The sequence below is a fragment of the Providencia sp. PROV182 genome (assembly GCF_028480325.1).
In the GTDB taxonomy this organism is placed as follows: Bacteria; Pseudomonadota; Gammaproteobacteria; order Enterobacterales; family Enterobacteriaceae; genus Providencia; species Providencia hangzhouensis.
Map to the genome: position 1 here is coordinate 163,226 of NZ_JAMPOL010000009.1, position 14,903 is coordinate 178,128.

At 39.6% G+C, this 14,903-nt stretch carries 14 protein-coding genes and 3 pseudogenes; 4 read left to right on the forward strand and 13 right to left on the reverse strand.

The window, feature by feature from the left end:
- The first annotated feature begins 220 nt into the window (after positions 1–220).
- Together PR834_RS07705 and PR834_RS07710 are read left to right on the forward strand one after the other, a co-directional pair.
- Entirely contained in the window at positions 221–364 is a 144-nt protein-coding gene (locus tag PR834_RS07705) for a hypothetical protein (protein WP_272536563.1), read from the forward strand.
- Between the two features lie 467 nt (positions 365–831).
- Positions 832–1,416, forward strand: a complete 585-nt coding sequence (locus tag PR834_RS07710) for an antirestriction protein ArdA (protein WP_014656688.1) — start codon at positions 832–834, stop codon at positions 1,414–1,416.
- A gap of 203 nt (positions 1,417–1,619) precedes the next feature.
- On the opposite strand, the gene PR834_RS07715 is transcribed toward PR834_RS07710, so the two are convergent.
- On the reverse strand, positions 1,620–1,760 hold the full coding sequence (locus tag PR834_RS07715; RefSeq protein ID WP_158309809.1) for a hypothetical protein: 141 nt from the start codon (positions 1,758–1,760) through the stop codon (positions 1,620–1,622).
- A gap of 34 nt (positions 1,761–1,794) precedes the next feature.
- A pseudogene (locus PR834_RS07720) lies at positions 1,795–2,403 on the reverse strand (IS5 family transposase); the annotation flags it as partial.
- A gap of 41 nt (positions 2,404–2,444) precedes the next feature.
- On the opposite strand from PR834_RS07720, the gene PR834_RS07725 reads away from it, so the two are divergent.
- Positions 2,445–3,101 carry an IS1595-like element ISEc75 family transposase gene (locus PR834_RS07725; RefSeq protein ID WP_014656690.1) on the forward strand — a complete coding sequence of 219 codons (657 nt, stop codon included), beginning with the start codon at positions 2,445–2,447 and terminating at the stop codon, positions 3,099–3,101.
- Positions 3,102–3,119: 18 nt separating this feature from the next.
- Here the strand turns inward: PR834_RS07725 and PR834_RS07730 are convergent.
- Positions 3,120–3,302: pseudogene (locus PR834_RS07730) on the reverse strand (transposase); the annotation flags it as partial.
- A gap of 628 nt (positions 3,303–3,930) precedes the next feature.
- Between PR834_RS07730 and PR834_RS07740 the strand changes: the two are divergent.
- Positions 3,931–4,628 (forward strand): IS1 family transposase gene (locus PR834_RS07740; RefSeq protein WP_148271190.1). Its coding sequence is split into 2 segments (ribosomal slippage): positions 3,931–4,180 and positions 4,180–4,628, totalling 699 coding nucleotides; the frame shifts between segments, so codons are not numbered across the junction.
- 26 nt (positions 4,629–4,654) lie between these two features.
- On the opposite strand, the pseudogene PR834_RS07745 reads toward PR834_RS07740, so the two are convergent.
- The 10 genes and pseudogenes from PR834_RS07745 to PR834_RS07790 all read right to left on the reverse strand — a co-directional run.
- A pseudogene (locus PR834_RS07745) lies at positions 4,655–4,952 on the reverse strand (IS1595 family transposase); the annotation flags it as partial.
- A gap of 69 nt (positions 4,953–5,021) precedes the next feature.
- On the reverse strand, positions 5,022–5,216 hold the full coding sequence (locus PR834_RS07750) for a hypothetical protein (protein ID WP_014656694.1): 195 nt from the start codon (positions 5,214–5,216) through the stop codon (positions 5,022–5,024).
- A gap of 23 nt (positions 5,217–5,239) precedes the next feature.
- Positions 5,240–6,262, reverse strand: coding sequence for a UDP-glucose 4-epimerase GalE (galE, locus tag PR834_RS07755; protein ID WP_272536564.1), 1,023 nt, complete (start codon positions 6,260–6,262; stop codon positions 5,240–5,242).
- 9 nt (positions 6,263–6,271) lie between these two features.
- Positions 6,272–8,350 carry a polysaccharide biosynthesis tyrosine autokinase gene (locus tag PR834_RS07760; RefSeq protein WP_014656696.1) on the reverse strand — a complete coding sequence of 693 codons (2,079 nt, stop codon included), beginning with the start codon at positions 8,348–8,350 and terminating at the stop codon, positions 6,272–6,274.
- A gap of 34 nt (positions 8,351–8,384) precedes the next feature.
- On the reverse strand, positions 8,385–8,813 hold the full coding sequence (locus PR834_RS07765) for an arsenate reductase/protein-tyrosine-phosphatase family protein (RefSeq protein WP_014656697.1): 429 nt from the start codon (positions 8,811–8,813) through the stop codon (positions 8,385–8,387).
- A gap of 5 nt (positions 8,814–8,818) precedes the next feature.
- Positions 8,819–9,973: a polysaccharide export protein gene (locus PR834_RS07770; RefSeq protein ID WP_014656698.1), complete on the reverse strand. Its 1,155-nt coding sequence runs from the start codon at positions 9,971–9,973 to the stop codon at positions 8,819–8,821.
- 158 nt (positions 9,974–10,131) lie between these two features.
- Complete coding sequence (locus PR834_RS07775; protein WP_014656699.1) at positions 10,132–11,298, reverse strand: nucleotide sugar dehydrogenase; 1,167 nt, start codon at positions 11,296–11,298, stop codon at positions 10,132–10,134.
- Positions 11,299–11,314: 16 nt separating this feature from the next.
- Positions 11,315–12,745, reverse strand: a complete 1,431-nt coding sequence (locus tag PR834_RS07780; RefSeq protein ID WP_014656700.1) for a phosphomannomutase — start codon at positions 12,743–12,745, stop codon at positions 11,315–11,317.
- Between the two features lie 5 nt (positions 12,746–12,750).
- Positions 12,751–13,497: a glycosyltransferase family 2 protein gene (locus tag PR834_RS07785; protein WP_272536565.1), complete on the reverse strand. Its 747-nt coding sequence runs from the start codon at positions 13,495–13,497 to the stop codon at positions 12,751–12,753.
- The gene (locus PR834_RS07790; protein WP_014656702.1) at positions 13,497–14,903 is read right to left on the reverse strand and encodes a mannose-1-phosphate guanylyltransferase/mannose-6-phosphate isomerase; all 1,407 of its coding nucleotides are present in this window, start codon (positions 14,901–14,903) and stop codon (positions 13,497–13,499) included. The genes PR834_RS07785 and PR834_RS07790 overlap by 1 nt, the downstream gene beginning before the upstream one ends.

The window sequence follows — 14,903 nt, forward strand, 5'->3', positions numbered from 1 at the left end:
ATACGAGGAGTCGAATACTACGGTAGTATGCCGACTATATCGATTCATTGCGAAATGGTGGCAATATTGTTCATGGGAATTTTCATCGTCAAAACGCATGATAACTAACCACTATTTATCGTAATACATCTCATTCAATAAAGAAGCTTTATCACTGAAAGCCTCTGTCCTCACGGACAGGGGCTTTTTTGCTTTTAAATCAACCTAAAAGGAAATTATCATGGAAAATTACATTCGTTGCCCGGCCTGCGATTCAACTCGCATTCGTGAACGTCATATCGGGAAAAAGACAGGAGCTGTTGCTGGTGGCGTATCAGGCGCACTAGCTGGAGCGTCTATCGGCTCTCTGCTGTTCCTGTTGTAGGGACGATTGCTGGTGCTGCGGTAGGCGCTCTATTTGGACGTTTAGTCGCTGGAGCTACTGCTGGGGCTGTGAGTGGTTCAGCTTTAGATGGCGTGGTATTTGATCGTTATGAATGTATCGAGTGTGAATACACGTTTGATTGATAGCCATAAGTTAACGGAAACCCCTGATGGGGTTTCATCTCTTAGGAGTCTGTAAGTCTGAACTGCCCCTAGTTTATTGGACAGGGGCTTTTTTCGTTTTAACCCACGCAAATTGAGATCATGATAGAAAGCATAACATCTTATCGGGATTGTAAGGCAACTCATTATCCTGCTCTAAAACGTCATTAATCATTTTAAAGCGAGTTGTCTGTTTTTCAGCTGATTGGCTTTTTATATCAATATCATCTTCTAAAGGGAAATAGCTCCCTTTATCAAAATATCGCCATTAATTAAATCACAATACATCAATAATAGGACACGAATATGCGTATAACTGCGACGGCTTCCCTATGCCTAAAATCGGGGATGATTTCTGTTTTTATTACGAATTTAGGTAAATATAACGAAGGTGAACTGGTTGGTGAGTGGCTTGAGCTTCCAGCAACCTCAAAAGAGATCGAACACTGTTTAATGCGGATTGGCATTGATGGCATTCACTATGAAGAGTATTTCTTGACCGACTATGAATCCTCCATTGATGGCCTTTCTTCCCACATTTCAGAATACAGCCTTTTAGATGAGTTGAACGAGTTAGCCACGCAATTAGCCATGTTATCGCCAGATGAAATTAACCTTTATCAGGCAGCCATTGAAATCGGTTCTTCAACGAGTTCAATCCATGATTTAATTCATTTAGCGGATAATTTAGATTCTTTCCAGCAATTAGCGGGGGTCAATAATGAATATGATTTAGGTTATTACTGGATAGAAGAAAGTGGTTGTTATGATTTAGCCCAACTGGGTCATTTATCCCATTACTTTGACTATGAACGCTATGGACGTGATGTTTGTCTTGAACAAGGCGGCATTTTTCACAGTGGAGGATATGTTTATCATACGGGTGGGTAGATAGGACAACAACATGAGAGTCAAACCGCTTTCATCTCTTAAGGCGGGAAATAAAGAATGTCGTGGTACCCCAATGACATCCATAAGCTAGAACATTAATCAAACTAAACTCTATTTTAAGCCATCTTTACGGATATACATAAAGATGGCTATTTTTGATATTCTTTTTTTATTTAATGCAAACCATTAAATGGATATTTATCTTACTGATATGACAAATGCACTAGTAGAAGCAAGATAGCCACATATTGGCTTTCAACATAACACCCTTCAAGTATGCCACCATCCGTTGATGTTGCATCACCTTTCTGGATCACTTTATGATTAACGATTGTGCAGCACATAATATTTTCTTACGATTAATCATCTAGAGCGTGTTTATCTTTGTAGTGCATATTTCATATCGACCCACATTGGGAGCCACATGATTGAAAATGCTAAAGCAACAACACTTTCATAATTTCGGGCTAATTTGTCATACCGAGTCGCCACTGCTCGATATTTCTTTATTTTTAGGAAGGCATTTTCAACTAAATGACGATATCGATATAAGCACCAATCAATATCTTTATTCCCTTGTTTACTATTCCCTTTTCTTGGGATGACATGCTGACCCCGACGGCTTTTTATCAACTGTCGTAAGGCTTCACAGTCATAGCCTTTATCTGCAATAACAACTTCGGCTTCCGGTGAAGAGGTAACCAATGTTTCTGCATAACTCACATCATGGGCTTGCCCACCTGACAACTCAAAATGAACCGGAAGACCACTGCTATCTACCGCTAAATGTATTTTAGTTGAGTTGCCGCCTCGACTTTTGCCTATAGCCTGCTTTGAAGCATCTTTAACGTTGGCTCCATCTTGATGCGTTTTCACGATACTGGCATCAATAAATAGCCACTGAGGATCATTGAAGCGAGATAGAAATTGGAAAATTTCCATCATCACGCCTTTCTTTGACCAAAGGTTAAAACGTCTAAATACCGTAGGGGCTGTCCTAGATAACTAAGATCGTCTAGGATAGTTTCATGAGAAAAAGCAGACTCAGTCAGTACAAACAGGAACGGTTACTTGAGCTGTTTATTGCAGGCTCTACAGCCCGTATTGCCGCAGAGCTGGTTGGTGTCCACAGGAACACTGCCGCATACTATTTTCATCGGCTCAGAGTGCTGATAGCAGAGCATGTTGATAAGCACTCCTGGTTTGATGGCGAAATTGAATTGAACGAAAGTTATTTTGGTGGTCGTCGTAAAGGTCTTCGTGGCAGAGGTGCTGCTGGCAAAGTGCCTGTTTTCGGGCTTCTTAAGCGTGGTGGCAAGGTTTATACCAAGGTCATACCCGATGCTAAATCGAGGACATTACTGCCAATAATTGAGTCAAAAATTTACCCTGACAGCATCGTCTACACAGATAATTTTGCCAGTTATGACGTACTGGATGTGAGTGATTTTAAGCATTACAGAATCAACCACAGCACTCAGTTTGTCGACAAAAAAGACCGGCAAAATCACATCAATGGCATTGAGAATTTTTGGAACCAGGCGAAGCGTCACATGCGTAAATTTAACGGTATTCCGAAGGCTCATTTTGAGCTGTATTTAAAAGAGTGTGAATGGCGATTTAACACACCTAGTGCAAAACAACAATTAACTATGCTAAAACAGATAGTTAAAGGTAAAATTTAAACCTTATCTAGGACAGCCCCATACCGTATTCCATTCACCAAATTGACGAGGTAAATCGCGCCATGGAATGCCTGTTCTTATTCGGAATAAAATACCTTCAAGGGTCATTCTATGTTCTGGTTTGTTATAAATACGTCCGGTTAGGTGCATGATCTTTGATAGTAACTTCCAGCTATCATCTGTTAACATAAGTCTCGGCATTTGGGGGTGTTTTTTGATTTTTGGCGAAACCATTATAGCCCCATTTGCTGTCTGCTTTTTATACCGAAAAGATCAACACGCTCTAGTTTGCCTTCACGTACTAAATGCCAAAGCTTGGTGCCTTCTGGGTTATTGTTCACATCAGAAGCAATAGCCCTCGTTGAAAATACGCCTCTTTTAAGCGCTCTTTTTCAATGTTGTAATAACCTGCCACCAAAGCTGGCTCATCTACAACTATTGGCGTGATTTTTAAAAGGGCGCTATCTAAACGAGAATACCAAGCTTTGGTCGCGAGAATATCGAAATGACCGTAGCCTCGGCTATGTAAACTGTCAATTGGTGGCTATTCATTATAGTGTGGATTTAAGTGCCGAGTTTCAGTAAAGCTTCGTTAAGATTTGGGACTGTCCTAGATAAGGTTTAAATTTTATTTTTAATTATTTTAGCATGGTTCATTGGTGTTTGTGTTAAAACGGCACTCGCATTCCTTCTGACACAGCTCAAAATGTGCCTTCGGGATGCCGTTAAATTTATGCATATAGAACTTCGCTTCGTTCCAAAAATTTTCAGTCATGTATTCAATCCGGTGATTAACCTGTAATACAGGGTAATTTATCGGAGAATATTCATGGCTAAAGTCGATGTAAGGTGCCCATTTTGTCAACAAACGCCCACAGTGAAAAAACATGGATTAGGTAGCACTGGTCATCAACGTTATCGTTGCCAAGATTGCTGCCGAAGCTTCCAACTCGATTATAAATATCGTGCTTGCCAACCCGGAACTAAAGATAAAATTATCGACCTCACGATGAATAATGCCGGTATTCGTGATACTGCTAGGGCCCTTCATATCAGCATTAATGCGGTTGTTCGTACTTTAAAAAACTCTCGCCGAAGCAGGTAACTCCTTTACCACTTAATAGTTTGCATATTGAACTCCTTTGCGAAGTTGATGAACAGTGGTCTTTTGTGGCTAATAAGAAACAACAACGCTGGCTTTGGTATGCCTGGGAACCTCGCCTAAAACGGATTATTGCGCATACATTTGGTCGTCGAAACAAGAGAACCCTTCGCCAGTTACTGGCTTTACTGTCTCGGTTTAATGTGGCTTTTTGGTGCACGGATAAGTTCAGTGCTTATGAGATATTACCTAAACAAAAACACGTAGCAAGTAAGTTTTATACCCAACGAATAGAAAGAGAGAATTTGAATTTAAGAAATCACTTAAAGCGTCTTAACCGTAAGACGTTAGGTTACTCTAAGTCGCCTGAAATGCATGACAAAATCATCGGCACATTCATCGAGCGGGAGCATTACCTATTGTGATGATCTCTATATTGAATACACGCCCCAATTATCGGTAGCAATATGTGAGATTTGGCATCTGGTATAATCTTAGTATAAACCTTGTCACTACACTTCAATAGCTGGAATACAGTCACTTTACCGACTGTGCCTCTACCTAAAGAACCTTTACGGCTTCCACCAAAATAACTTTCGTCGATTTATATCTCTCCATCAAACCAAGAATGCTTATCAACGTGCTCAGCGATTAGCACTCTGAGGCGATTGGAACAATAAGCCGCGGTGTTGGACACCAACTAATTCGGCAGCAATACTAGCTGTAGAGCCTGTAACGAACAGCTCAATTAACCATTCCTATTTGTACTGACTGAGTCCGCTTTTTCTCGTAGAACTATCCTAGATGATCTTAATTATCTAGGACAGTCCCCCTTTATTTTTATCTTCAACGTGTTGTTTAAAAATCAAAACCTCACTCATTTTTACCTTACCATGCCTATTTCTTTTCGGTAATGGTAATCCTTCTAATTCGCATGTGGTTCTATATAACATAGCTAAATACTCTGCCTTAACGCCAATATATAAAGCAAAAGAATCTATATCAATATTCATATCTTAACCTAAATCAAATAAATCTATTTATAGCCATTAGGATTCTGCGATTGCCAGCGCCAGCTATCATTAACCATATCTTGTACTGAATATTGAGCTTTCCATCCCAAATCGTTAAATGCTTTTTTAGGGCTAGACCAACATTCAGCGATATCACCAGGGCGGCGCTCAACAATTTTATACGGGATAGATTTACCTGATGCTTTTTCAAAAGCAGCAATCATCTCTAATACACTCGTTCCTTTACCCGTACCTAGATTATAGATATGTAGGCCTGCTTGATGGCTGACATTGTTTAATGCTGCAATATGACCGCTAGCTAAATCCATAACATGGATATAATCACGTACGCCAGTACCATCTGGAGTTGGGTAATCAGTGCCAAATACCATGACTTCTTTATGACGACCAACAGCAACTTGAGCAATATAAGGGGTCAAATTATTTGGAATACCCAGAGGGTCTTCCCCCATTAAACCTGAAGTATGGGCTCCGACAGGGTTAAAATAACGTAATAAAGTCAGTGACCATTCATCATGCGCAATATGTAAGTCGGTAAGAATGCGTTCAACCATATATTTGCTGGTACCATATGGATTGGTTGTACCACCTACTTTCGATTCTTCAGTTAACGGTACTTCTTCAGGATCACCATACACCGTAGCCGAAGAACTAAAAATGAAGCTTTTTACACCCGCTTTTTGCATTGATGTTATTAAAACTAAAGTTCCATTAACATTATTGTCATAGTACTCAATCGGTTTTTGAACTGACTCACCCACGGCTTTTAGTCCTGCAAAGTGAATCACCGATGCAATTTTATGTTCGGCAAAAATGGTATCTAAAATTTTGCTATCACGTACATCACCGACGTAGAAAATAGGTTTGGTGCCAGTAATGGTTTCAATGCGATTGAGTACTTCAGGATTAGCATTGCAGAGATTATCTAAAATAATTGGCTGCATGCCTTGTTCAATCATTTGTACACAGGTATGGCTACCAATGTAGCCAAGACCACCAGTGACTAATACTTTTGCGTTTTTCATTGTACTTTCCTAGTACTCATAAACATAATTATAATCGTCTGACTTGGCATCGATACCATTTAAGATCACACCCGTAATTTCGATATCGTTTTGCTTAAAGCGTTTGAGCGATAGCTCAATATCTTTCACCGTGTTCACACCATAATAGGCGATAAGCAATGAGGTCCCAACGTACTTACCAATAATAGCTGAGTCGGTAATTGCCAGTATTGGCGCAGTATCAATCACGACGATATCGTATTGACCTTTCACCGTATCAAGTAAACGTTTAAAACGCTCGCTCATCAGCAATTCAGAAGAGTGCGTGACATTCTTACCGCGACAAATCACATCGAGGTTTTCAATAACACTACTATGAATATTCGGCTGGCTAGTATCTGATTGCGAGAGATAATCGGATAGGCCTAATTTATTACTTAATCCAAAGGCTTTATGGATACGGCCTTTACGCAAGTCAGTATCGATTAACAACACTTTTTTGCCTGCATTTGCTAGCACCACCGCCATATTGGAGGTAACAAAGCTTTTACCTACACCCGGTGAAGCACTGGTGACCATAACCAGATTATTACCTTGGTTCATTACCGAGAAGTAAACACTAGTACGCAAAGAACGAATGGCTTCAACCGCCGTATCGGCAGGGTTTTCTAATGCGAGTGGGTGCTTGTTACCTTCTGCAATCAATTTCTTCTCATGGGTAGAGAAAGGAATAGTGGCATAGACGTTGATGCCCAGTGCATCAATATCCTCAGTGCCTTTAATTTTATTATTAAAGAACTCACGAGCAATCACATATGCACAACCCACAATAAAGCCCAGTATTGCAGCTAATACTAAGATTAATGCTTTCTTAGGTGCTACGGCATTCGGTTGAGACTCAGCAGAGTCAATAATACGCACATCAGCGGTGATCCCTGAGTTTAATACACTCAGTTCCTGCTGTTTTGCCACTAATTGATTGTAAATAGCTTGCTCAGACTCTACATCACGGGTTAAACGAACAATTTGTTGTTGAGTATTCGGCAGTTTTTGAATCGCTTTACTGATTTTCTCTTTCTCACGTAACAGCTGCTGGCGCTTATCAAGCAGTGATTGGTAAGCTGGGTGGTTACGTGTATATAATTGCTGAATTTCAACTTCTTTAAAAGTGAGTTCATTTAACTTTTCTTCGACTTGCAAAGCACTATCAAGGGCGGCTTTGGCTTCTAATGATAAGTCGATAGATTCATTCTTTTTACGGAAAGTGTTTAACTGATTTTCATAGTTATCCAGCTTGGTTTTAATCTTAGGCAGATATTCATCTAAGAATAATAAGGTATTATTTGTGACTTCTTTTTTACGCTCGGTATTTTGATCGACGTAATTTTGAATAATACTGTTTAATATTTGCACGTTTTCGGTTTTATCAGCACCTTTAATGGCCATATTGATAATACCGGTTCCTTTACCCACTTCGGCAATAGTTAAAGTGTTACGTAGATTTTCAATGGTTGAATAACGCGCATTTTTAACTAAGGTAAATTCTTGACCAACCTCTGCAACTAAGGATGAAATCAATAAACTAATATCGTCTTGTTTTAAGAGAATACCAACGGTGCCTTCAAGAACTTGACCTTCAATATTGAGAGAATATTTGTTATCGCCCAAATAGGTCAACGTCGCAGGCTTTCCAATAAAGTCTTCAGGAACTAAATAGAGAGCCACGACAGCATCGGTTTTATCACCCCACAGCTTATCAAAAAAGCCTGCCGGTGCGATTTGAGTATCTAAATTCAGGTTAGTCACGGTTTTGCCCAGCACCATTCGTGACTTAATGACTTCAATTTCGGAATCGACTTGGCCACCACTGCTGGCTAATGGCATCATTTCACTCATTTGGTCAACAAGAGAAACTTGGCTGGCTTTGTCATATTGCAGTGTCGCATTAGCTTGATAAATAGGAGTCGCTAAAAAACTGTAAGCTGCTGCAAGCAAAATAAAAAACAGAGTAAAAAAGCCGATTTTAAGATAACTGGACTTTAATACTTTAAAAAGCGCCAGCAGATCGATCTCATCCGAGGCAGAGGAGCTATTTTTTGTCGTGTTCATAATCAGTTAAATGCTAAGCCTTCCAAAATTAAAATTAAATTTTCCCTTGCCACTGTATAACGGCTTTTTCCATCAGTTGATAAACATGTTCAAACATTTCATCACTGCGTTTATGTGGATCTGGGATCTCGGTTTTATTAAGCCACTGGCCGAATAACATGACTTTTCCACGAGTTTCGGGAAACTGTTGATGGATCCTATCAATATGATCGTTTTCCATCACTAGGATTAAGTCTGCTTCTTTACATAATTCGCTGGTTAAACGTCGTGATTGATGATTGTCTAAACAGAGATCATGTTGCTGTGCGATACGGATGGCACTGTCATAAGCGGGGCGATCGTCTTTGGCAATAATGCCAGCAGAGTGTACTTTTTTATTGGGGAAATGGGCCTGTAATAAACGCTCCCCTGTGGGGGAGCGACAAATATTACCCATACAAACAACTAGGATATTGTTAAACATGACGATTACCAGTCGTGAATACGTTTTGTACCTTCAGTTAACTGATTATAGGTCGCGATGGTTGGTAGTAATTGAGTGATCAGACGGTTCCAACGTACCACAGGCGCGGCAGTAACATAGACCAGATCGTATGGTTGTAGTTTAAACTCTGTACCCATCACCATTGCCGTGGCATCCGATAAATCTAACTGATATACCGCTGCCATTTTTTTCGGTAGCAACGCATCAAGTTCTTTATCACCAGAGGTTTGGTTTTTAATTGGACGGATAACAAACACACCGGTTGCATTAGCGGTTGTTTGATCGGTACCCCCGGCTTTACTGAGTGCTTCAGTGATACTCATACCTGCTCGGTCAATAGTTAGGGTATTTGGCTGGCCGACTTCACCCATCACAAATACTTTTTGCCCGTCGTTGCGTGGTACATAAAGTGTATCGCCTGGGATCATTAGGTAGTTTTGGGTCATATCGCCATACTGTACCAATGATTGCAATGAGAGTTTAATTTCTTTGCCATTACGGGTCAGCACGACGTTATCCCAATCGGCTTTTTCGGTGAGACCGCCCGCGTTATTAAAGGCTTCCAGAACGGTCAGAGGGATATTGGTAATTGGCAATGTACCTGGTTTTGCGACCTCACCAGAAACATACATTTTTTGTGAGCGGAATGCCGCAATACTGACATCCACTTGCGGGGATTCAATATAGGTAGCCAGTTTACTGCTAACTAAATTACGGATCTCCGACAGCGTTTTGCCAACAACTTTCACGTTACCGATATAAGGGTAGTAAATGGTGCCATTGGAATGAACCCAGTTACCTGAGTCGGCAGCGCTACGATAAGAACCCGCTGGAATAGTTAATTCAGGGTGATCCCATACAGTGATGGTTAACACATCACCCACCCCCACACGATATTCATAAGTTGAAAGTTGCTTTTCAAGTGTCGGGTTTGGCTTGGCGATCACTGGAGCCACGTACATCTCATCTAACAGTTTTGGTGAAATCGGATAGATATCCACAAATTTAGAGATATCACGATCGCCAGTGTCGACGACATTTTTGCCTGATGTAGACATATAGACACCAGGGGTAACGGTACAGCCGGTGAGCAAAATGCTGGCTGCGAGTAGTGTCAGTGGGAGACGCTTACTAAGCACAAGACCATCCTATGATAAAAAATGTTTAGATAAGGTATAAGTGATGGGTTGCTATCATCATCCCACTTATACGTGTACGTGTTTAATATAATTTTTTAGGTAGTTTATAGCGAAGGTAAATTTTTGGCAAAAGCAGAACGATAAATTTAGCCTATCGCTTAATCATTGCCAAACAGATCACGTGTATACACTTTCTCTGCGACATCTTCGAGTTCAGGCACCATCCGGTTGGCTAAAATAATATCGCTATCGGCTTTGAACGCTTCAAGGTCACGGTACACTTTTGAACGGAAAAATTCGTCCTCTTTAAGCACTGGCTCATAGACAATCACTTCAATGCCTTTCGCTTTGATGCGTTTCATCACACCTTGTACCGCCGAGGCGCGGAAGTTATCCGAACCCGCTTTCATCACTAAACGATATACCCCGACTTTACGTGGCGCTTTGGCAATAATCGCATCCGAAATAAAGTCTTTACGGGTACGGTTAGATTCCACAATCGCATTAATGAGGTTATTCGGTACATCGTCATAGTTAGCCAGTAGCTGCTTGGTGTCTTTCGGTAAGCAATAACCGCCATAACCAAATGAAGGGTTGTTATAATGGCTGCCAATACGTGGGTCTAAAGACACCCCTTCGATGATTTGACGTGCGTTCAAGCCACGGCTCTCTGCATAGGTATCTAATTCATTGAAATAGGCCACACGCATCGCTAAGTAAGTATTGGCGAATAATTTAATCGCTTCCGCTTCAGTGCCATCGGTAAACAGCACAGGGACATCTTTTTTGATAGCGCCTTCGAGCAGCAAATCCGCAAAGATTTCCGCTCGCTCAGAGCGTTCACCAACGACAATGCGTGATGGGTACAAGTTATCCCACAGCGCGCGGCCTTCACGTAAAAATTCAGGGGAGAAAATCACATTGGTGTAGCCAAACTCTTCACGCAGGCGCTCAGTAAAGCCAACAGGGATGGTGGATTTAACAATAATGGTGGCTGTAGGGTTGATTTTCTGCACATCATGAATGACTGATTCAACTGACTTGGTATTGAAGTAGTTGCTTTTCGGGTCATAGTCAGTCGGTGTGGCAACAATCACATACTGTGCGCCCGTATAGGCTTCAACAATATCTTGGGTGGCACGGAAATTGAGTGTTTTTTCACGCAGAAACTGTTCAATTTCGGTATCGATAATCGGCGATTGCTTATTGTTCAGCATCGCCACTTTTTCAGGCACGATGTCGACGGCCACCACTTCGTGGTTTTGTGACAGTAACATGGCGTTAGACAGACCTACATAGCCTGTACCTGCAATTGCTATTTTCATATGATAACCAAATGGATTAAAAGCCAGAGAAAGTTTGAATGTTTTTTAGAGATCGATAAACAATAGCTTGTGCTGTTTCATGATCATTAGCTTCTGCATAACATCTTAGTTCAGGAGCATTACCAGATGGCCTTAGATGAATAATATTGCCATTCGACAATGTCATTCTTAGTCCATCAATGGTATTTAAGTCGAGTAATTGCTCGTCACCAAAACCTAAATGTTGTAATAAATGCTGTGGGTTCTCTTTTGCTTTTTCGAGAATAGATTTGCTTTTTTCAGTAGCAAAATTTTGCACTCTATCACTAAAAGTTATGCGCTGTGGTAATGCTGTGACTAATTTGGCAATACCTTTCTCTTTTGCGGCGGATAGTAACATCAAGAAAGGCAAGACAGCATCTCTTGTAGGCAACGCTGATAGTTGCTTGCCATTTATTTCAATATTAGATCCTAAAAGGAAGCCACCATTAGCTTCAAAACCAGCTATTTTTCTGTAGTCTTTCGCTAAGTCAGAGAAGGCTTCAATAACATATGGAGAGCCAATTTTGGTTTGTTTCACACACTTAAAAGCATCATGAGAAGAAATAACGGTATTACAGCTAACAGGGATCGCTAGTGCTTCTATCTTCATTTCTAATGCACATAACAAACCTAATATATCGCCACGTAACCATTCACCGTTTTCATCAGCAACAAGGGGTCGATCGCCATCACCGTCGGTCGAGAATATGGCATCTAACTTGTATTGTTCAGACCACAATTTAGCTTTGTTTTTATCTTCTTCGGATACTGCTTCGGTATCAATCGGTACAAAGTGGTTACTACGTTCTAGGCAAACAACATCAGCGCCAAGTTTTTTGAATAAAATAGAGTAAATATCACGCCCTGCGCTGGAATGTTCATAAATACCAATTCTCTTTCCAGCTAGCAATTTTTCATCAAAAATAGAAACGTAACGGTTAATATATTCATCAGTCGCTAATGAGTTTACTAACAAAGTAGATGATAGTTCATTAGATATTTGAAATTGAGAATTATTATTTAATATTTCTATTTCATCAATTTTGGTAATTTCTCCATCAGGGCGATAAAATTTTAATCCGTTTCTATCGAACGGAATGTGACTGCCAGTGATCATAATACAAGGAATGTTGTTTCTCATTGCAGTATATGCAAGAGCGGGAGTTGGAATGACACCGTAATATAGTGGTTCCATTCCTTGTTGCCTAATCGCATCAATACATGCAGTTGCGATAAATTCACTACTCGGGCGATTATCGATTGCAATGGCTACTTTATCAAATTCAAATTTATTTTTGATGCTATTAATAAAGGCATGAGTAAAAGCTGCACAGGACTCATTTGTAAATTGAGTTACTAAACCGCGAGCGCCGCTTGTGCCAAATTGTATGCCCGAGATTTTTATTATATCTAGACTAGATAGCATATTCATTATTTCTTAATAAATTGAGGTAATTTGGATAGGTTTTTCATGAGCAAAGGGTATATCCAAAAGATATTGTTTTTTTTAAGTACTAAAATGTCTTCTTTAGTCTTTTTTAATATATTTAAAAAACTACGATTACTTTCACCGCCGACTCGCATTTTAGTGACTACTTTTGGAAGATATGATACGGAAATATTGTTTAACCATAAATAACGTAATAAGGAGTCATAATCAGCTGATATTTTGAAATTAAGGTCGAAACTACCATATTGTTTATAGAGATTTCTTTTCATAAAAAAGGTTGGATGTGGTGGCATCCAGCCTTTTTTAAGGTTTGAATGCTTATAATTACCGGAGACCCATCGTCTAACTACATTAGATGTATTTTCTTTTGAAACATATTCTAAATCTGCATAAATGGCATGGGACTGTTCGTTAATTAAGGTATTAACTAAATCTTCAATAGCATTTGAATATGCAAAAATATCATCGGAATGAAGAAAACCAATAATATCACCTGTAGAAGCGTCGATACCTTTATTTAGAGCATCATATATTCCCTTATCGGGCTCAGATATAATTTTAGAAATTTTTGTACTGTATTTCTTGACTATTTCCAGCGTGTTATCTTTTGATGCCCCGTCAACAACAATATATTCAATATTCGGATATGATTGATTCTCAAGGGATTTTAGTGTGTCAATTATGGTGTTACTGCTATTATATGTAGCAGTAATAATGGAAACTTTCATTATTTATTTCCGCCATATTCTTCTAACCTAATAATATCATCTTCTTGTAAATAATTACCTGACCGTACTTCAATTAAATGTAAATCAATTTTACCAGGATTTTCAATTCGATGGTGAGCACCAATAGGAATATAAGTGGATTCATTTTCACTTAAAATAAAGCTTTTATCGCCGTTAGTAACTTTTGCTGTTCCTTGTACAACAACCCAATGCTCAGCACGATGATAATGCAATTGTAATGCCGTTTTTTCGCCTGGTTTTACTTTGAGATGCTTGACATGAAAGCGTTCTCCCTCCGCAATATCATCGTGAGTACCCCATGGGCGGTATGCTTCACGATGTTGTTCACATTCAGGGCGGCCTGCTTTTTTTAGCTGATTAACAATGCTTTTTACATCTTGCACATTATTTTTATTTGCTACTAACACAGCATCTTTGGTTTCCACTATGACTAAATTATCAACACCTACAGTAGAAACTAATTTGTTTTGTGAGTAGATATAGCTATTTGTTGTATTTTCGATAAGAACATCGCCGATAATGACATTAGATTCATTATCTTTAGGTGAAACTTCCCAAAGAGAACTGAATGAGCCAACATCACTCCAGCCTGCATCCATAGGTACCACTAATACATTATTAGCATGCTCCATAACTGCATAATCAATAGAATTATCAGGGCAGGTGCTAAAGATTTCAGATTTTATACGAATAAAGTCTAAATCATGAAGAGAGTTATTCATTGCTAATTCGCATGAGCTTAAAATATCAGGGCAATGTTTTCTCAGCTCGTTGAGGTAACACGAGGCTTTAAATAGGAACATACCGCTATTCCAAAGATATTCTTTGCTAGCAAAGTAGTTATTTGCTGTATCTAAATCAGGCTTTTCAACAAAACTATCAACGGTATAAATGTTATTATTGGTAGCATAGCCCTTTTTAATATAACCATAACCCGTTTCAGGGCATGTAGGTACTATACCAAAAGTAATCAAATTTCCTTGCTCAGCAGCATTTATCGACTGCTCAATTGCTTGAGCGAAAGCTTGGTGATCTTGAATAACATGGTCAGCGGCTAGGATTAATAGTAAAGGATCATCTCCAGACTGCAGGGCCTTAATTGCTGCTAGAGCAATTGCGGGAGCAGTATTGCGGCCTACGGGTTCTAAAATTATGCCACTATGCTTATAGTTTTCTTGTCTTAACTGTTCAGCAACGATAAATCGGTGTTCTTCATTGCAGATAAACATTGGAGGTTTATGTTTGAGTGCATCTAACCGCCCTACAGTTTCCTGTAGCATCGTTTTCTTACTGGTCAAACTAATGAATTGTTTAGGATATAGGCTACGAGATAATGGCCATAGTCGACTACCTGAGCCTCCTGCCATAATTACTGGTAATAACAT